Annotated in this window: 15 protein-coding genes; 4 read left to right on the top strand and 11 right to left on the bottom strand. The window is 59.6% G+C overall.

Going from position 1 to position 17,198, the window contains the following annotated elements:
• Positions 1–79: 79 nt before the first annotated feature.
• Positions 80–1,132 (bottom strand): branched-chain amino acid aminotransferase, encoded by a 1,053-nt coding sequence (locus tag ACQRAP_RS07605; RefSeq protein WP_427728837.1) that lies wholly within the window; start codon positions 1,130–1,132, stop codon positions 80–82.
• A 298-nt stretch (positions 1,133–1,430) separates the two neighbouring features.
• Positions 1,431–2,069 carry a VTT domain-containing protein gene (locus tag ACQRAP_RS07600; RefSeq protein ID WP_427795287.1) on the bottom strand — a complete coding sequence of 213 codons (639 nt, stop codon included), beginning with the start codon at positions 2,067–2,069 and terminating at the stop codon, positions 1,431–1,433.
• Positions 2,070–2,292: 223 nt separating this feature from the next.
• Here ACQRAP_RS07600 and cysE point away from each other — a divergent pair, with 223 nt between their 5' ends.
• Positions 2,293–2,997: a serine O-acetyltransferase gene (gene cysE, locus ACQRAP_RS07595; RefSeq protein WP_370450655.1), complete on the top strand. Its 705-nt coding sequence runs from the start codon at positions 2,293–2,295 to the stop codon at positions 2,995–2,997.
• A 108-nt stretch (positions 2,998–3,105) separates the two neighbouring features.
• On the opposite strand, the gene ACQRAP_RS07590 is transcribed toward cysE, so the two are convergent.
• The 4 genes from ACQRAP_RS07590 to ACQRAP_RS07575 all read right to left on the bottom strand — a co-directional run bounded on the left by ACQRAP_RS07590 (position 3,106) and on the right by ACQRAP_RS07575 (position 7,807).
• Positions 3,106–5,121, bottom strand: coding sequence for an ABC transporter ATP-binding protein (locus tag ACQRAP_RS07590; protein WP_427728830.1), 2,016 nt, complete (start codon positions 5,119–5,121; stop codon positions 3,106–3,108).
• A 1-nt stretch (position 5,122) separates the two neighbouring features.
• The gene (locus ACQRAP_RS07585) at positions 5,123–6,847 is read right to left on the bottom strand and encodes an ABC transporter ATP-binding protein (RefSeq protein ID WP_427795285.1); all 1,725 of its coding nucleotides are present in this window, start codon (positions 6,845–6,847) and stop codon (positions 5,123–5,125) included.
• Positions 6,847–7,335: a MarR family winged helix-turn-helix transcriptional regulator gene (locus tag ACQRAP_RS07580; protein WP_427728827.1), complete on the bottom strand. Its 489-nt coding sequence runs from the start codon at positions 7,333–7,335 to the stop codon at positions 6,847–6,849. Before ACQRAP_RS07580 ends, ACQRAP_RS07585 begins: the two co-directional genes overlap by 1 nt.
• A 181-nt stretch (positions 7,336–7,516) precedes the next feature.
• The gene (locus ACQRAP_RS07575) at positions 7,517–7,807 is read right to left on the bottom strand and encodes a CDP-alcohol phosphatidyltransferase (RefSeq protein WP_427728825.1); all 291 of its coding nucleotides are present in this window, start codon (positions 7,805–7,807) and stop codon (positions 7,517–7,519) included.
• A 293-nt stretch (positions 7,808–8,100) separates the two neighbouring features.
• On the opposite strand from ACQRAP_RS07575, the gene ACQRAP_RS07570 reads away from it, so the two are divergent.
• On the top strand, positions 8,101–8,622 hold the full coding sequence (locus ACQRAP_RS07570; RefSeq protein WP_427728823.1) for a nitroreductase family protein: 522 nt from the start codon (positions 8,101–8,103) through the stop codon (positions 8,620–8,622).
• Between the two features lie 239 nt (positions 8,623–8,861).
• Here the strand turns inward: ACQRAP_RS07570 and ACQRAP_RS07565 are convergent, their stop codons facing one another.
• The 3 genes from ACQRAP_RS07565 to ACQRAP_RS07555 form a co-directional block, all read right to left on the bottom strand.
• Positions 8,862–9,281, bottom strand: a complete 420-nt coding sequence (locus ACQRAP_RS07565; RefSeq protein WP_427794361.1) for a hypothetical protein — start codon at positions 9,279–9,281, stop codon at positions 8,862–8,864.
• A 239-nt stretch (positions 9,282–9,520) separates the two neighbouring features.
• Positions 9,521–10,738 carry a helix-turn-helix domain-containing protein gene (locus ACQRAP_RS07560; protein ID WP_427728814.1) on the bottom strand — a complete coding sequence of 406 codons (1,218 nt, stop codon included), beginning with the start codon at positions 10,736–10,738 and terminating at the stop codon, positions 9,521–9,523.
• A gap of 266 nt (positions 10,739–11,004) precedes the next feature.
• Positions 11,005–12,039, bottom strand: coding sequence for a YeiH family protein (locus tag ACQRAP_RS07555; RefSeq protein ID WP_154517801.1), 1,035 nt, complete (start codon positions 12,037–12,039; stop codon positions 11,005–11,007).
• A gap of 193 nt (positions 12,040–12,232) precedes the next feature.
• Between ACQRAP_RS07555 and ACQRAP_RS07550 the strand changes: the two genes are divergently transcribed.
• Positions 12,233–12,934, top strand: coding sequence for a GntR family transcriptional regulator (locus ACQRAP_RS07550; RefSeq protein WP_427719781.1), 702 nt, complete (start codon positions 12,233–12,235; stop codon positions 12,932–12,934).
• Between the two features lie 112 nt (positions 12,935–13,046).
• Here the strand turns inward: ACQRAP_RS07550 and glmS are convergent, their stop codons facing one another.
• Positions 13,047–14,894: a glutamine--fructose-6-phosphate transaminase (isomerizing) gene (glmS, locus tag ACQRAP_RS07545; protein ID WP_427728812.1), complete on the bottom strand. Its 1,848-nt coding sequence runs from the start codon at positions 14,892–14,894 to the stop codon at positions 13,047–13,049.
• Between the two features lie 329 nt (positions 14,895–15,223).
• Here glmS and ACQRAP_RS07540 point away from each other — a divergent pair, with 329 nt between their 5' ends.
• Positions 15,224–16,336: a LacI family DNA-binding transcriptional regulator gene (locus ACQRAP_RS07540; RefSeq protein WP_427728810.1), complete on the top strand. Its 1,113-nt coding sequence runs from the start codon at positions 15,224–15,226 to the stop codon at positions 16,334–16,336.
• A gap of 113 nt (positions 16,337–16,449) precedes the next feature.
• Here ACQRAP_RS07540 and ACQRAP_RS07535 read toward each other — a convergent pair whose 3' ends face one another.
• A complete protein-coding gene (locus ACQRAP_RS07535) occupies positions 16,450–17,103 on the bottom strand; it encodes an HAD family hydrolase (RefSeq protein ID WP_427795284.1) in 654 nt (217 codons plus the stop codon).
• Positions 17,104–17,198 lie beyond the last annotated feature (95 nt).

The raw sequence follows: 17,198 nt of genomic DNA, 5'->3' as shown, positions 1-17,198 counted from the left end.
AGTGCGCAGCGGGGGTTCTTTCATGTCCGAGGACACGCCGGAAAGGAAGGTCGCCCTCGGGCCGAACATACAAGACAGCTTACGCGACGGTGTAAACCCAGTTGTGCTTATCCTCGACAGCACCAGACTGAATACCAGTCAGGGTCTCGCGAAGTTTCTTCATAACAGGGCCGATCTCGGTGCAGCCAGCCGGGAAGGTCACGGTCTCGTCGGCACCATAAACCTTGTTGTCAATCTCGCCGACCGGGGAGATAACAGCAGCGGTGCCGCACAGACCGCACTCGACAAAGGTGCCGGCCTTGACCTCGGCCCACTCGACGGGACGCTGATCAACGGTCATGCCCAGGTCCTGAGCGACCTGAACGAGCGAGCGACGGGTGATGGAGGGCAGGATCGAGTCGGTGTGCGACTGCGGAACGACGAGGGTGCCGTCCTCTTTCACGAACAGGACGTTGGCGCCACCGGTCTCCTCGACATAGGTGCGAGACTCGGAGTCAAGATACAGGTTCTCGGCATAGCCCTCGCGATGGGCCTCCATCGTGGGCTTAAGGGACATGGCGTAGTTCAGGCCGGCCTTGATGTTGCCGGTGCCATGCGGGGCTGCACGGTCATACTCGGAAACGCGCAGCTTAACGGGCTTAAGGCCGCCCTTAAAGTACGGACCGACCGGAGTCACGAGAATGCGGAATGTGTACTCAGGAGCAGGAGCCACGCCAATCACGTCACCAGAGCCAATCATAAACGGACGCACGTACAGGGTCGCACCGGAGCCGAAAGGCGGAACCCAGGCGGCGTTGGCAGAAACGACCTGCTTGACGGCCTCAACGAACTTGTCCTTGGGGAACGGGGGCATCTCGAGGCGCTGGGCAGAGTTATACATGCGCTCAGCGTTCATGTCGGGACGGAAGCAGACGATGCTGCCATCCTCGGCGGTGTAGGCCTTCAGGCCCTCAAAGACCTCCTGGCAGTAATGGAAGATGCCGCCGCACTCGGAGACATGCATGGTGTGGTCGGTGGTCAGGCCGCCCTCGTCCCACTCGCCATCCTTCCAATGAGCCTCGTAGCTGTAATCGGTCTTCATGTAGCCAAAGCCGAGGCTACCCCAATCGATATCCTTCTTCTCGACAGTCATATGTCGCTCCTTACATACACAGTTGCATACTCGCGAACCCGCACGCAAGGACCGAGGCCGACCGTGTCGCAACGTCGAACGCCCGGAGCGTAGAGCCGGACGGGACACGCGGGCAACATCGAAGCCGATGGCACGTCGATTCGCATGGACGAGATTGTACTCCCCGCGCGCGTCGGATAAAACGTTTTTCTTTAACTAAGTAAAGTATTTTCATTTGACCGAAACTAAAGAGGCCCGCCACCGTAAACGGTGACGGGCCTCAACGACGCGATTTGTGCGCCAGCTCGAACTACGCGTTCTATTTGCCCAGCTTAGCCTTAACCAGGCCGACTACAGTCGGGATGATCGACACGGCTACGATGCCAATGATCAGCAACTCAAAGTGCTCCTGCACAAAGGGGATGCCACCAAAGAAGTAGCCCAGCAGTGTAAAGACCGTCGACCAGGTAATGCCGCCCAGCACGTTGTAGATGACAAAGTTGCGCCAGTGCATGCCGCCCATGCCGGCAATGAAGGGCACAAAGGTGCGGATAAACGGGAAGAAGCGGCCGAGGAAGATGGCCAGGTGACCCCACTTGTCCAAGAAGTCCTCGGACTTTTTGATACGCTCGGGCGTCATGGCCTTGACCTTGCCCGAAGCGATGATCTTTTTGCCAAAGAAGTGACCGATCATAAAGTTGCACTGGTCGCCCAGGATGGCAGCAGCCCATGCTACGGCCAGCAGGGCCACGATGTTAAAGCCACCGTTATGGGCAAAGAAGCCCGAAGCAAACAGCAGTGAATCGCCGGGGAGGAACGGGAAGAACACCACGCCTGTCTCAACGAAGATAATGAGGAACACGCAGCCGTAGGCCATAAGCGGGCCGGCGGCGATCCAGCTGGCAATCGCGGTGCGCGGGTCTTTGAGTAGCTCGGCGATAAAATTGATGAAACCCATGAAGTAAAACCTCTCAGTTGTGGGCGCGGATACGTCCAAGTTGACCAGTATACGGTTGCGGTGCCCCCTCGTGCGCAACCCCACAAAAGCATGACTCCATTACCAGCAAGTTTGCATAACTGACACCTGTCATGCAAAGCCGCCAAGATTATTCTTCCTAATCCCTAGCGAATCGCTATACTTTATTGAATCGCATTGCCATGGCGCTAAGGGAGGGCGGCCGGTGAGCTTTATCAATACCATTCGCGAGGACATCAAGACCGTCCAGACGCAGGACCCCGCCGCGCAAAACGGTTTGGTCATCTTCCTTTCCTATCCTGGCCTGCACGCCAAGTGGAACCACGTGCCCGAGCACTGGCTGTGGGAGCACGGTCATCGCTCGCTCGCCCGTGTGCTCTCGCAAATCACCCGCCACATCACCGGGGTCGAGATTCATCCCGCTGCACAGATCGGCAAGCATTTCTTTATCGACCACGCCATGGGCGTCGTCATCGGCGAAACCACCATCGTGGGCGACAACTGCGTGCTCTACCAGGGCGTCACGCTTGGCGGCACCGGCAACGAAACCGGCAAGCGCCACCCCACCCTGGGCAACAACGTCACCGTGGGCACGGGCGCCAAGGTGCTCGGCAACATTCGCATCGGCAACAACGTCAAAATCGGCGGCAACTCGGTTGTCGTCAAGGACGTGCCCGACAACTGCACCGTCGTGGGCGTACCGGGACGCATCATCAAGCGCAACGGCTGCCGCGTGTTCGAGGAGAGCTTCGACGCCAAGCAGCACCGCGAGTACATGCCTGACGATGCCGCCGAGCAGTCCGCCCTCAACCGTCAGGGCATCACCGAGAACGCCCGCCGCGTCAAAGAACTCGAGCAAGAGGTAGCCGAGCTCAAAGCCCTCGTTGCCAAACTTGTGGACGAACGCTAGACACGGACGGCCAATGACAACATTCACGCCAGCGCAAAGGCGCGCCTGGGAATCTATCCCCGGCGCGCCTTATTTCCGATGCGACAAGGGGGCCGCCCCCATGTCGCATTATGCGAACTGGCTCAGATAGAGGTCGGCGTAGGCGCCTTCGGCAGCCAGCAACTCCTTATGCGTGCCCTGCTCGATAATGTTGCCGTGATCCATGACCAAGATCAGGTCGGCGTCCACGATCGTCGACAGGCGATGCGCGATCACAAAACTCGTGCGCCCGCGCATAAGCGCATCCATAGCACGGCCGATGGCGAGCTCGGTGCGCGTATCCACGCTCGACGTCGCCTCGTCCAGGATGAGAATCGCCGGGTTGTTGAGCAGCACGCGTGCGATGGTCAACAGTTGACGCTGCCCTTGGCTAATGCTCTCGGCATCGTTGGCCACCCGCGTGTCATAACCCTGCGGCATGGTGCGCACAAAGAAGTCGACCTGCGCGGCGCGCGCAGCCGCCACGATCTCGTCGCGCGTCGCCTCTGGACAGCCGTAGGCGATGTTTTCGGCAATCGTGCCATCGAATAGCCAGGCGTCCTGCAGCACCATGCCAAACTGCTGGCGCAGCTCGCCGCGGTCCATACCGCTCGTGTCCACGCCGTCGAGCGTAATGCGCCCGCCATCGATCTCGTAAAAACGCATGAGCAGGTTGATGAGCGTGGTCTTGCCCGCGCCCGTGGTTCCCACCACGGCGATCTTCTGGCCCGGCTCGGCGGTAAACGACACGTCACGCATAAGCGGCTTGTCGGGCGAATAACCAAAACGCACGTGCTCAAAGGAGACGCGGCCCTCAATGCGACCCGGCAGCCTGGCAGCCTCACCCGGCAGCGGATCGGCTTCCATCTCGGGCTCATCGAGCAGGTCGAACACGCGCTCCGCACTCGCCAGCGCGCTCTGCAGCGAGTTGAAAGTGAACGACAGCTGCGTCATGGGTTCGGACGCCCCGTAGATAAACTGGAAGAACGCCTGGAACACGCCGACGGTCATGTGGCCGGCGACCAGCATGCTGCAGCCCACCAGCGCGATCACGATCTGCGCCAAACGGCCGATAAAGCGAACCGCAGGGCCGACGGCATTGATCATAAAGTCGGCCTTGGTACTCACGCGCGCTAGCTCCCTCGAGGCCTCGTGCACCTCGGCAGAGCTCTGATGCTCGCGGTTGAATGCGCGAATCACCAAACGGCCTGAATAGCCTTCCTCGACCGCGCTCGTGATTTTGGACACCCACTCCTGACGCTCGCCCGTCACATCATGCGTTCGGCGCGAAACCACCTTGGTCACCAGCAACGATACCGCCGTAAAGCCCAAAAAGACCAACGTGAGCTTGACGCTATAGACAAACATCATGATGATGGCACCCGTCACGGTACCGATCGATACCAGCAGCTGCAGCAATCCGCGCTGCATACTCTCGGACATCTTGTCCAAGTCGTTGGTCGCGCGGCTGACCACTTCGCCGGGTCGATGCGCGTCAAAGTAGGCGAGCGGCAGGCGGCTGAGCTTCTGCGCGATGCGGTTGCGCAGACGCAGGTTGAGTCGCTCGGCGACGCTCGACATCAAAAAACTCTGCAGCGCATAGAACGATCCGGCGGCTGTCCAGATCAAAAAGTAGACAAAGATGGTCTTACCGCACTGGTCCCAGGTGATGCTGAAGGTAGTTCCGCTGGCAAACGCCACCTGTATATGGCCCCACAGCTCGTCGATAACATGAGCGCTATATGCCGGCGCGGCGGTGTTAAAGATGACGTAGAACACAATGCTCGCGAATACAATATAGAAGCGCCAATGGTCGCCGGCGGCCTCGCTCCACAAGCGGCGCACCGTCGCCCAGGTATCCCGGGGCGTCTCGTCCTCTTCTTCGTCGTCCACGTCGCGCATACGCTCTGCCTCGGCACGGGCGCGCTCGTCCTCGGCACGCTCGTTTTCCTCGTACAGCGCCTGGCGACGAGCCTCGCGCTCGGCCGCGGCCCTGGCGGCGGCATCCAGCTCGGTCGACGCGACAGACTGCTCGACCGCTTCCTCGGCCGCGTCCACAACGACGGCATCGATAGCGTCGCTGCGCTTCTTGAGCTCCTCGGTCATGCTACTCACCTCCCTTCATCTGCGATTCCGCGATGGCGCGGTACACCTCGCAGGTTTCCATAAGTTCCTCGTGTGCGCCCAGGCCCACGACCTCGCCATCCTTGAGCACGACAATCTGGTCGGCATGCAAAATCGTCGAGATGCGCTGCGCGATGATGAGCACCGCGGCGTCGCGCGTCTCGTCCTGCAGCGCATGGCGCAAGGCCGCATCGGTTTTAAAGTCCAGGGCCGAAAAACTGTCATCGAAGATATACAGATCGGCATGCTTCATGAGCGCACGGGCAATTGCCAGACGCTGGCGCTGGCCGCCCGAAAAGTTCGTACCGCCCTGGGCAACCGGAGTATCGAGCCCCTGCGGCTGATCGAGCACAAAGGTGCTCTGGGCAACCTGCAGCGCATGAAGCATGTCCGCCTCGGTCGCGTCCTCGTTGCCAAAGCGCAGATTGCTTGCCACGGTGCCCGAGAACAGCCACGCCTTCTGCGGCACATAGGCGATGCGCCCGCGAATCTCATCTTGCGAAAGCTCGCGCAGATCGATGCCGTCCAGGCGAATGGCGCCCTTGGTGGCATCGTGGAAGCGCAGCAGAAGCTTTGCCACCGTCGACTTGCCCGAGCCCGTCGAGCCCACAATCGCGGTCGTCTGACCGCGACGACAGGCAAAGCTCAGGTCGCACAGGGTGTCCTCGTCGGCGTCGTCAAAGCGAAACGACATGTGGTCGAACACGGCAACAGCATCCGCATCGTCCTCGGAGGCAGGCGTCCCGTCACCCAGCGTACGCTCGCCGTCCACGATGCTCGGCTCAATCTCCAACACCCGCTGCGCACGGTTCAGGCACGCGGCAGCACGCGGAAGCGTCAGCACCACCATCTGGGCCATCATCACAAAGAACAGGATCAGAATTGCATACTCCAGCACCGCCGAGATACTCGCAATCTGCATGGCGTGGGCGCCCACCCGGTTACCGCCCACCCACAGCACCGCCACCTCGGCGATGTTCATCAAAAAGAAGCTGGAGCTGTCAAGGCCCACAAACAGGTGGTTGACCTTTATGGCGTTGGCGGCGTAGTCGCTAAACACCTCGTCCAGGCGCCGCTCCTCGTGATGCTCTTTATTAAAAGCACGAATAACGCGCACGCCCACAATATTCTCGCGCAGCACCACGTTCATGCGGTCGATAAAGCCCTGTAGGCGCATAAAAATCGGTGCCGCATTGGCAACCGTAAAGACCGCCGCAACCAGCACGATCGCAACCACGACGCCCAGAAGCACGCCCATAGCCGGATCGATAAACCAGGCGAAGATGATGCCCGCCACCGCCAGGAACGGCACGGGCAGCACCAGCTGAATCGTCTGAAGGACAGCCTGTTGAATCACGTTGATGTCGTTGAGTGAGCGCGTGATCATCGATCCGGTGCCAAAGCGCTCAAAATCGCTGGCAGACAGCTCGAGTGATTTGTCGTAGACGGCATTGCGGATGTCGCAGGCCACGTTAGCCGCCAGACGCGCCGAAAGATAGCAGCCCAGCACCGTGCCGCCGCTAGCCATGCTCGTCGCGATAAACATGTATAGGCCGTTGCATAAGATGTAGTCGACATCGCCCGTGGTAATGCCGGTGTTGACCATGTTCGCCAGCATCGTGGGAACCAACAGCGTACCGACGTTATCCACCAGCAGCGCCAGCAGCGTCACTGCGACAAGCCCTCGATAGGGCTTCAAAAACCTCATTAACAGTCGCACGACTCACCCTCACCTTGATTCTCGGCAGCGATATGCTGCTTAAAGACATCGCACTCATCGCCGAGCGCATGGGAAAATTTTTCGATTAGGCGCATGATTTCGCGCTGTTCCCAGAGCTCGAGCACTTCGAAAGCCTGTTGCTCGGCTTCTTGCGCCGGCAGCGCATATTGCTCGGCAAACCGCATGCCCGCTTCGGTCAAACGCACAACCTTGTTCTTACGGCTGCCTTCGGCAAACTCCAACGTTGCGAAGCCCCGCGCCGTCAAGGTTTTAATTGCCGAGTTGATGGTCTGCTTGCTGTAGAACCATTCGCTTGTCAGACGGCTTACGGCAATACTGCCGCCTGCCGTGCTGGTATCGACGAGCATCCAGTAAGCGCAGTCCGAAAGGCCGCAGGCGCGCGAGAACTCCGAATAGATATGGTCGAGTCCATTGAGCAACCGGTCGAAGTCGGCCGGCGTAACCGCACTATTCATCTATCCCACCATTCGATTGTCCGATTTTTGACCAATTTTATGTCTCTAGATTAGTCCGAGTTTTGACTATCGTCAACAGGTTCTCCGCAAATGCCTGCACTTTTATGGCCTATCGGCAGAAAAAGACCGCCGGCGCGGGGGCGGCGCCAGCGGTCACGTGAAAATCGGGTTTTATTGCCTGTTAAGCGGCGACGGCCTCGTAGACCGTAGCGCCCGAGAAGCTATCGTGCAGGCTTTTGCCGCAGATCCAAGGCAGCTCGACGACCTCGCAGAGCGTGTTGACCAGCTCGGAGCAGTCAGTAAAGTGGCCCTTATCGTTGAGGGCCTCGCAATCCTGAACACGCCAATAGCCATCGGTGTGCGTGATGTAGTACTCGTGATCGTCAATCCTCACAAAAGCGCGCGTCTTGGAACGCAGCAGCTTCAGAAATCCTTCGAAATCGGTCTCGACGACATCCCCAGCCTGGAACATGATAGTTACCTCCTGGCCCGGCGCCACCACGGCGCGTTGATAAACGTTGGTACTTCTTTAGTAAAACCTTTATCAGAGGTTATGCGTTCGTCATTTAGGCAAGTGGTAAAAACCGCAGGGCAGACGGGATAAAACGTTTAACCATCCCATTGGCTTGTCACATTTTAAAGGTACTTTTATGCAAACCTACTTTCCCAATTGGAATCTATCCTTTTGCCGGGCACTTGACCGTCTATCGTTTGAGCCCGACGGGTATGAACGGGGCATCTGCAACGCCACCGCAAGGAGACACCATGGAGACTATCGAAGCGCTCATTCACCGCCGCAGCTGCCGCAAATACAGCGATCGTCCCGTCGAGGCCGAAAAGCTTGCACGTATTATCGAAGCCGGCCAATATGCACCGAGCGGCATGGGCCGCCAGCCGGTGACGTTTGTCGCCGTCACCAACCCCGCGACCGTCGAGCGTCTCTCACAGCTCAACGCCCAGGTCATGGGCAGCAACAGCGACCCCTTCTATGGCGCCAAGACCGTTGTGGTGGTGCTGGTTGACCGCAGCGTGCCCACACATCTGGAAGACGGCTCACTCGCCATGGGCAACTTGCTCAACGCCGCCTATGCACTGGGTGTCGATTCGTGCTGGATTCACCGCGCGCATGAGGTCTTTGACTCGCCCGAGGGCCTGGAGCTGCTGGCCAGCTGGGGCCTGCCCGCCGACGGCAGCCTGCGCGGTGTCGGTAACTGCATTCTGGGCTATGCCGAGGACACGCTACCCGAGGCAAAGCCGCGCCGCGACAACGTGGTGTACGTTAGGTAATTTGTTCCGCCGTTCTACCGAACGGCGGACCACTTGACGCTGCGCGGGCCGCATTCACGCCAATTTGACGTTCAGTTTCGAGGACGCGACCAGAAGGTCAGCGCCCTCTCATTTCGCGTCACCTTGGCGCAAATGCAGCCCGCTCGCTGTTGGCGACTGACATCGAATGAGCTGCTGCTGGCATTCGACACTTGGGCAGCTAAAAGGCCCCGTCCCATATTTGCTACCCCCCTAGCAACTTATCTTGCCGATGGATTTGTCGTCGTTTCATTCGTTCGAGTCGCTTCGGCGCCATCGCCCTGTTCGCCTTCATCCTTTTGAGCATCGGCAATGGTGGCAGCGGCTGCGACCATGCCGCGCTGGGGCGCGACGCCCGTCTGGGTCTGAACGCCCTCGACAACTTCTGTGCCTGCATGCGCGAGCTCGGGCGACTTAAACATTGCGTCCAGATTGGCCCCGCCGCCGGCGTAGCCAAGCGCCGCGAGCGCGATGACAATCACCGCAACAACGACCGCGATCGGAACATAGCGATGCCAGCCTGCGGGATTGAGGCCGCTACGGCGAGCAGCGCCACGGCTAATGTAGCCGAGCGTTCCATCGTGCTTGAGCTTTGACCCCACCACACGCTTACGGCCCCACAGCGATGATTCGGCCTGCATGGCCAAGCGAGCGCTTGCCGAAGGATAACCATATTTAGTGCGTTTGAACGAGCCGTCGAACCCCGAGGCGCTTTTGCCCCACGTCCGTGAAGTCGTGCGACGGTTGACCGGCGCCGCGGGCTTTCGAACCCGATTTGTTTTTGAAGTCTCCGCCATACTCCCCGCACGCCGTAACACAGTCGAAACAATACTGCTTTGGACTGTATCACACGCGCCGCGCGCGGTCACGGGCGCCTCGCTTAACGGTCGTCGTCCTTCAGCAGGCGCCACAGGGTCGTACGGCTTATGCCTAGCACTTCGGCAGCTCGGGTCCTGTTGCCGTGAAGGTGGCCTACGACCAGCCGTGCGATATCACGCTCGGTATCGGCCAGTGGGCGCAAGATATACAGATCGCTATCGAGCGTCGGGGCACCAAAGGTCGCGGTCTTGATAACGTCCTCCTGGGCGAGCACCTCCTCCGCCACCGCCCGCTCGGCTGTACCCGTCCTCACTAATATATAAAGTCGTTCCGAAACCTCACGAAGCTGTAGATAGTTACGGGGCCATCGATAGGCATCGAGTGTCTTTGCCGCCCCGGACGACAAGGCGGGTGTTGCCGTCTCAAACATATCTGCCAGATACTCCAGATAGCGCGCAACCTTTTCCGACGCGCCGCCCTGCTCGGCAATCGCCGGCGCCACACTCACTGCACAGGCCAGACGCTCGGTTACAAAAGCAGCCTGATCGCTTTCGCCGCCGCCTGGCATGTCGTTTGCCGTCAACACCACATGGCAACGAGTTGCGAGCGCCGTGTCGATCATTGCGGACACGAGCTCGCGCAGGCGTTGGGGGCCAACGGCATGCCAGCCGCCCATGCAAAGTGTCAGCCCCGTTTGGAATAGCGGCGATTCGGAACTTTTGAGCAGATGGCGCCAACCGCGATCCGTAAGCTCATCGAGCGCAACGGACACAAAGGGCTGATCGGCATAGGGTCCATCCAGGTACAGGCGTTTTGCAATCTGATCCTGTCCCGCGCCCAGCTCGCCCTCGAGCATAAGGGGCACTCCGCGCGCATAGCTCTCCCGTACGGGGGCAGCGACCGCTGCCGCGTCTTCGACGATGCCGTACGCACTCGATTCGTAGCGGGCCTCAACTTCGTCGGCGTTGAGCCACTCGATGCCCGCATGCGCCGCGGCGGCGCGCACCTCGCGGACCACGATGACCCAAAGGCCCCCGCCCTCTTTATCGGTGGGGCGAACGGTCAGGCTCAGGCGCGTACCCGCACGCCCCATAACCAGACGCGCGCCGTCTCCTATGCGGTCGAGGCGCTCAGCGACAAAAGCCGCCACATCCCGCTCAAGCGCCGCGTCAGTCATGGTCGAGATCGCGACGTCCCCACGCGCATCGATTGCCAATGCCGAGGCCCCGGCAGCAGCTAGGGCATCGCTCAAGATCTTCAGCTTGGCATCGCTATCCATGATTTGCCCCTGTCCGCTGCGACGTGCAGCCGCCGACGGTCGCACGACCGAGTGTTTCAAAATTGAACGATATTGCTCACCAAACACTATAGGGCAGAAAGCTCCGTCCTGCGAGTATAGGTGTTGCCCCGCATCGCCATCCTGGCGGGGCGATAAGAGCTCTTCGGGATCTATTAACCTGCGGACAAGCCATACCCGCAAGAGCTCCTATCGCTCCACCGCGAGGATGCGGCCACCAGCAGCCAGCACGTAAATGGGCTACTCCTCTACCAGATTCCCAGCACGTGCTGCATTCCCAAACCCATGCACGCAATGCCAATCCAGCAGCAAAAGCCCAATGCGATGGGCTTGCCGCCTTTTTTGACCAGCTCGACGATATCGGTATTAAAGCCAATAGCCGCCATGGCCATCACGATAAAGAACTTCGACAGCTCCTTGATGGGCGCCGTAACGGACGCGGGAAGCTGAAACACTGTGGTGACCACACTCGCCAGCACAAAGAACAGCACAAACATGGGAAACGCGCGCTTAAGGGAGAACGTGCTTTTGGCGTCGCCGCCGGCCTTGCGCGCCAGATGCATCTGCCAGCATGCGAGGACCAACGTGATGGGAATAATGGCCAGCGTCCTGGTGAGCTTGACTACCGTAGCGCTCTCGAGCACATTGGCGCCAGGGTGCATACTGTCCCAGGCGCTCGCCGCAGCCGTTACAGACGAGGTGTCGTTGATAGCGGTACCGGCAAACAGGCCAAAGCCCTCGTTGGTCAGCCCAAGCATGCCTCCAAGCGTTGGAAACACGAGCGCCGCGATAACGTTAAACAGGAAGATGACCGAAATAGCCTGGGCAATCTCGCGATCGTCGGCATCGATGACGGGCGCGGTCGCGGCGATGGCGGAACCGCCGCAAATCGACGAACCCACACCCACAAGCGTCGCGATCTTGCCCGGCACGTTCATAACGCGGCAGAGCACAAAGGCGATGATGAGCGAGGTCAAGATCGTAGCCACGATAATCGGCAACGACTGGGCGCCTTTGGACAGAATCTGCGAGAGGTTCATGCCAAAGCCAAGCAGGATAACCGCGTACTGCAAGACTTTTTTAGACGTATAGGTGACGCCGGCGGCGAGCTGTTCGCGACGATTCTTGGGAAAGACGAGCGCCAGAACCATGCCAAAGAGGATGGCAAATACCGGCCCACCGACCACCTCAATCTGTTTGCCGAGCAACGACGCAGGGATGGCGATGATCAGGCAGAACAAGACACCCTTCCAGCGCTCGCGTACGATATTTACCAGTTGCATATGGGATTCCTTCTTTCTATTTCACGTTTGCGACGGCTTATGATACGGCAACATCGAGCACAGCCATACGCAAAAACAGACTAAGATGCCGCAATAGTTCTCGGGCAACAACCGAATTACCCAGCGCGGAGAGCTGATTCGCGGCATAATTAACAACTGACATATGAGTGTGATAGAACAGTTGCGAGGCACTATGGAAGAATCGATGCACGTCGGCGAGCAGGAAACGAGCCTACAGGACCAGTCCTACCACACCATTCGACGCAAAATAGTCTACCTGGACTACAAGCCGGGCGAAAAGTTGGGCGTCAAGCAGCTTTGTGACGACCTAGATATGGGGCGCACCCCTGTGCGCGAGGCACTGGTTCGTCTGGCGCAAGAGGGCCTAGTGCGCACCGTGCCCCAAAGCGGCACCTATGTCTCGCCCATCAACCTCACCCTTGCCGAGAGTGCCTGCTACATTCGCGAGCACCTGGAAAAGCAGGTGATTGTGGAGTGCTGCGCCCGTGCCACCTCGGTAGGCATCGAGCAGCTCGACCGAGCCATCGCGCTGCAGGAAAAAGCCATGGCCGAAGAGGACCGCATCGGCTTCTTTTTAAGCGACAACCTCATGCACCGCATGATCTTTAGCATCGCGTGCCGCAGCACCGTGTGGTCGTGGCTCGAGGCGACCAATGCCGACCTGGAGCGCTTCCGCTGGCTGCGCGCCGCTACGCAGGCGCTCGACAATCAGGAGATTGTTAACGAGCACAAGCAAATCCGCCGCGCCATCGCCGGTCGCGATCCTATCGAGGCAAGCTTTTTGGTCAGCAAGCACCTGCATATGATGTTCCGCAACCAGACCGAGGTCCTGGACCAATATCCCGAGTACTTCGAGACCAGCAAGCTCCGCTAACCTGCCAAAAAGGGACAGGTTTATTTTGGCAGGTTTTATCTGCGCAAATGCAACAAGGCCCGGCTCCGCTGCAACGAAGCCGGGCCTTAGTTGTTAGGACGTAGGAACTCGATTACTCTACTGTGACACTCTTGGCCAGGTTGCGGGGCTGGTCAACGTCGCAACCGCGCAGGATGGCAACCTCGCGGGCGAGCAGCTGCAGCGGAACGCTCGCCGTGATGGGGCTGAATACGTCACGGACGGCCGGCACGCGAATGATGCAGTCGGCGATCTTGTTGATTTCCTCGTCGCCCTCGGTAGCAACGACGATGACCTTGGCGCCGCGCGCCTTGCACTCCATGAGGTTCGACACCGTCTTGTCGTATGTTGCGCTTTTGGTTGCAACCGCGATAACGGGGAAACCCGGGTCGATCAGCGCGATAGGGCCGTGCTTCATCTCGCCGGCAGCATATGCCTCGGCATGCAGGTAGCTGACCTCCTTGAGCTTGAGCGCGCCCTCGTAGGAAATGGCGGCGCCCATGCCGCGACCCACGAACAATGCAGACTGCGCGTCCTTGCAGACAAGCGCGGCCTCGTGCACGGCCTCGGTCTGCGTATCCAGGATCCACTGGATCTGCTCGGCCGTATCGGAAAGCTCGCGGAACAGCATGCGCGCCTGCTTGGTGGTCAGACGGTACTTAACCTGCGCCAGCAGCAGGGCCAAAAGCGTAAGGCTCACGACCTGACCGATGAAGCTCTTGGTCGAGGCAACTGCAATCTCCTTGTTGGCCTTGGTGTAGATAACGCCGTCGCTCTCGCGCGCCACCGGGCTGCCCAGCACGTTGGTGATGCCAAAGACCTTGGCGCCCTTGATGCGTGCATCGCGAATGGCGGCAAGGGTGTCGGCCGTCTCGCCCGACTGGGACACGGCCACGACAAGCGTCGTCGGCGTGATGATGGGGTTGCGATAGCGGAACTCGCTTGCCGCCTCGACCTCGGTAGGAATACGAGCCCAACCCTCAATAAGGTTCTTGGCGATAAGTCCGGCATGGTAGCTGGTGCCGCAGGCAATCACATACACGCGGTCGATATCGTTGAGCTCCTCGAGCGAAAGGCCCAGCTCGTCGATATCGAGCTCACCGGCGGGGGTCATGCGGCCCACCAGGGTATCACGCACGACGCGAGGCTGCTCATGGATCTCCTTAAGCATAAAGTCGGGATAACCGCCCTTTTCGGCCATATCCAGGTCCCAGTCGATATGGGTAAGCTTGGGCTCAATCACGTTGCCAGCCTCGTCGGTATACTCGACGCCTGCGGGCGTAAGCTTGGCAAACTGACCGTCTTCGAGCACCACGACATCGCGGGTGGCATCGATAAGCGCGATCACGTCGGAGGCAACGTAGGAGCCGGTTTCGCCGACACCGACCACAATCGGGGAGTCCTTGCGGGCCACGGCGATCACGCCGGGCTCATCGGCAGAAACGGCGGCCAAACCATAGGCGCCCACCACGTGGGTGCAGGCCTCGCGCACAGAAGCCATCAGGTCGTGTGTCTCGGCATAGGCCTCTTCGATCAAGTGCGCAAAGACCTCGGTGTCGGTCTCGCTCTTAAAGTGATGGCCGCGGCCCTCCAGCTCCTCACGCAGCTCGGCGAAGTTCTCGATGATGCCGTTGTGGACGATGGCGATGCGACCGTCGCAGCTGGTGTGGGGATGGGCGTTGACAACGGAGGGCTTGCCGTGGGTAGCCCAGCGGGTGTGGCCGATGCCGCAGGTGGCGTCGCTGTCGACATTGGTAAGTTCGCTCTCCAGGCCCGCGACCTTGCCCACGCGGCGAATGACGTCGAGGTGAGCCGCCGTGCCCTCGCCCACTTCGAGTGCGACGCCCGAGGAGTCATAGCCGCGATATTCCATACGCTTAAGGCCCGTGACAAGGATGTTCTTTGCAATATCAGAGCCGGTGTAGCCGACAATTCCGCACATAGGATAAATCCCTTCGCTCGCGTGACTGCAAAACGTCCACGCACAAGGGGCGCTGAGACGTATAACGTTCGAGTATTGTACTCACGCAAGCGCAAGCTGATATACCAGAAGTGGTATCTCAACTTAGATACCACCCGATGCACACACGTTCAGCCGGTCCAAACCGCCACAAAGGTGCCTGTCCCCTTCGTGGTGGTCGCGTTGGCAATAGCGTTTCCCCAGATAAAACCTGCCAAAATAAACCTGTCCCTAATTGGCAGGTTTTGACACCCTAGGGACGGGCGATGCTACAATCTGGCTTGTACTTGAAACGCATCAAAGGGGCCGCTATGGCAAAGGTAAAAATCAGCGACGTCGCGCGCGAGGCAGGGGTCTCGCTGGGCACGGTATCCAACGCGCTCAACCATCCCGAAAAGCTGCGCCCCGAGACCCTCAAACTCATCAACGAGACCATCAATCGCCTTGGCTACCTGCCCAACCAAAGCGCCCGTCAGCTCGCAGGAGGCACCGCCAAGTCCTTTGGCCTGGTCCTCCCCCGTCTCGACCACGGCTTCTCGCTCCAAATTGCCAGCGGCGCCCATAACGAGGCCCGCAAGCACGGTTACGACCTGCTTATCGCCAACGCCGATAATGACGATATTCTCGAAGACCATTACCTGCGCTACTTTATGGGCACGCAGATGTCCGGTGTCATGGTTCAGCCCATGGCATCCCCCGATTGGCACCCCGCCATGACCAAGATGCCCGTGCCGATTGTCCATCTGGACATCCACTGTTCCGAGCCCGGTTACTACGTGGCCGCCGATAACGAGGCACAGGGGCGCATTATCGCCGAGCTCGCCATTGCCCGCGGCGCACGCCATATCACCGTTGTGGGCAGAGCGGCATTTATGCAGCTCACCCTGCGCGTGCTTGGCATTCACAAGGCCCTCGCCCTTCATCCCGATATCAAAATTGAGGTCATTGACGCCGGAGAATGGAATACCGCTGCCGACGGCTACAGTATCGGCACTCAAATTGCCGAGCGTTCCACCGATGAGCGTCCCGATTTTGTCATCGGCCTAACCGACGTATTGGCCTCGGGTGTTATCTTGGCGTTGATCGACAAAGGCATCTCCGTCCCCAAGCAAGTTCGCGTGGCCGGCTGCGACGGCAACCCGCTTGCATGGAGCGGGTCGGTCCCTCTCACCACAGTGGCACCGCCGGGTTACGAAATTGGCCGCAAGGGCGTGCAGCTGCTCGTGGAGCAAATCGAGAACAAGGCACCGACAAAAACCAAACGCGTCCGTATCGGCTCCGCCGCACGCACCGTCACCGAGGTCACAGCCGCCGAGGACATCAACCGCCAAGAACTCGTGCGGCCGTTCCTGCTGGAGCGCGCCAGCACCCAGGCAAGCAGCCAGACCGACGCCACGGCCATCAACCTCGGCGTGTATCTATAGCACGCCCGCAAGTATGCTAAGTCACCGCTTAAGCAAAAGGGGCCCGACCATTGCCGGGCCCCTTTTGCTTAAGCGCAAACGTGGGCAATTGCTCGTTTCAACGCCGCAATTGTCTAACGCACGGCCTTGACGACTGCCGCCGCCAGGTCGAACAACGTGTCGAGCACGGCCTCACAGCCATCCACCACGTCCTGCGGCAGCGGAACAATGTCAGGAACGGCAAAGACATGGCAGCCGGCCGTGATGCCAGAGACGCAGCCGTTGCGCGAATCCTCGACCACGGCGCATTCCTCGGGGGCAAAGCCCGCGCGCTCGCAGGCAAGCAGATACATCTCGGGGTCGGGCTTGCCGTGCACGACGTCCTCGCCGCAGGTCACCGTCTCAAACTTGTCAAAGAGGCCGACCGTCTTAAGATTGCGCTCGGCCGCGACGCGGCGTGACGACGTCGCAAGGCCCACGTGATAGCCCGCAGCCAGCAGCTCGTCTAGGCACTCAGCGGCGCCGGCCTTAAGCTCCAGGTCGGTCTTGACCATCTCGTCGCGAATCTCCTTGTGGCGATGATAGATCGCCTCAGCGGTTTCTCCGCTGCCGTAACGCGCCTCAAGGATGTCCATGACATCGGGCAGCGTGCGGCCGATAAACTGATGGATCAGCGCATCATCAATCGCGAGCCCCAGCTCGGCGGCGCCTGCCTTCCAGGCCTTAATCCCCAAACGCTCGGTATCGACCAACGTTCCGTCCATGTCAAAAATAACAGCCTTGATCATATCGATCCCCCATCGACTCTCACTGTCGCATTGCCGCAACTCTACCGTATTTGACAATTTGTATATAACGTATATACCATATTGCACTTTCGTTA

The sequence above is a fragment of the Collinsella sp. SGI.180 genome, assembly GCF_050313455.1.
GTDB lineage: Bacteria > Actinomycetota > Coriobacteriia > Coriobacteriales > Coriobacteriaceae > Collinsella.
Note: the sequence above shows the minus strand (reverse complement) of the source record. Positions and strands in the feature narration are given on the sequence as shown.

Excerpts from the sequence above, each read along its gene's own strand:
- ACQRAP_RS07605 (WP_427728837.1), bottom strand. The coding sequence starts at position 1,132 with ATGACTGTCGAGAAGAAGGATATCGATTGGGGTAGCCTCGGCTTTGGC.
- ACQRAP_RS07600 (WP_427795287.1), bottom strand. The coding sequence starts at position 2,069 with ATGGGTTTCATCAATTTTATCGCCGAGCTACTCAAAGACCCGCGCACC.
- ACQRAP_RS07590 (WP_427728830.1), bottom strand. The coding sequence starts at position 5,121 with ATGACCGAGGAGCTCAAGAAGCGCAGCGACGCTATCGATGCCGTCGTT.
- ACQRAP_RS07585 (WP_427795285.1), bottom strand. The coding sequence starts at position 6,847 with ATGAGGTTTTTGAAGCCCTATCGAGGGCTTGTCGCAGTGACGCTGCTG.
- ACQRAP_RS07580 (WP_427728827.1), bottom strand. The coding sequence starts at position 7,335 with ATGAATAGTGCGGTTACGCCGGCCGACTTCGACCGGTTGCTCAATGGA.
- ACQRAP_RS07575 (WP_427728825.1), bottom strand. The coding sequence starts at position 7,807 with ATGTTCCAGGCTGGGGATGTCGTCGAGACCGATTTCGAAGGATTTCTG.
- ACQRAP_RS07570 (WP_427728823.1), top strand. The coding sequence starts at position 8,101 with ATGGAGACTATCGAAGCGCTCATTCACCGCCGCAGCTGCCGCAAATAC.
- ACQRAP_RS07565 (WP_427794361.1), bottom strand. The coding sequence starts at position 9,281 with ATGCAGGCCGAATCATCGCTGTGGGGCCGTAAGCGTGTGGTGGGGTCA.
- ACQRAP_RS07560 (WP_427728814.1), bottom strand. The coding sequence starts at position 10,738 with ATGGATAGCGATGCCAAGCTGAAGATCTTGAGCGATGCCCTAGCTGCT.
- ACQRAP_RS07555 (WP_154517801.1), bottom strand. The coding sequence starts at position 12,039 with ATGCAACTGGTAAATATCGTACGCGAGCGCTGGAAGGGTGTCTTGTTC.
- ACQRAP_RS07550 (WP_427719781.1), top strand. The coding sequence starts at position 12,233 with ATGGAAGAATCGATGCACGTCGGCGAGCAGGAAACGAGCCTACAGGAC.
- glmS (WP_427728812.1), bottom strand. The coding sequence starts at position 14,894 with ATGTGCGGAATTGTCGGCTACACCGGCTCTGATATTGCAAAGAACATC.
- ACQRAP_RS07540 (WP_427728810.1), top strand. The coding sequence starts at position 15,224 with ATGGCAAAGGTAAAAATCAGCGACGTCGCGCGCGAGGCAGGGGTCTCG.
- ACQRAP_RS07535 (WP_427795284.1), bottom strand. The coding sequence starts at position 17,103 with ATGATCAAGGCTGTTATTTTTGACATGGACGGAACGTTGGTCGATACC.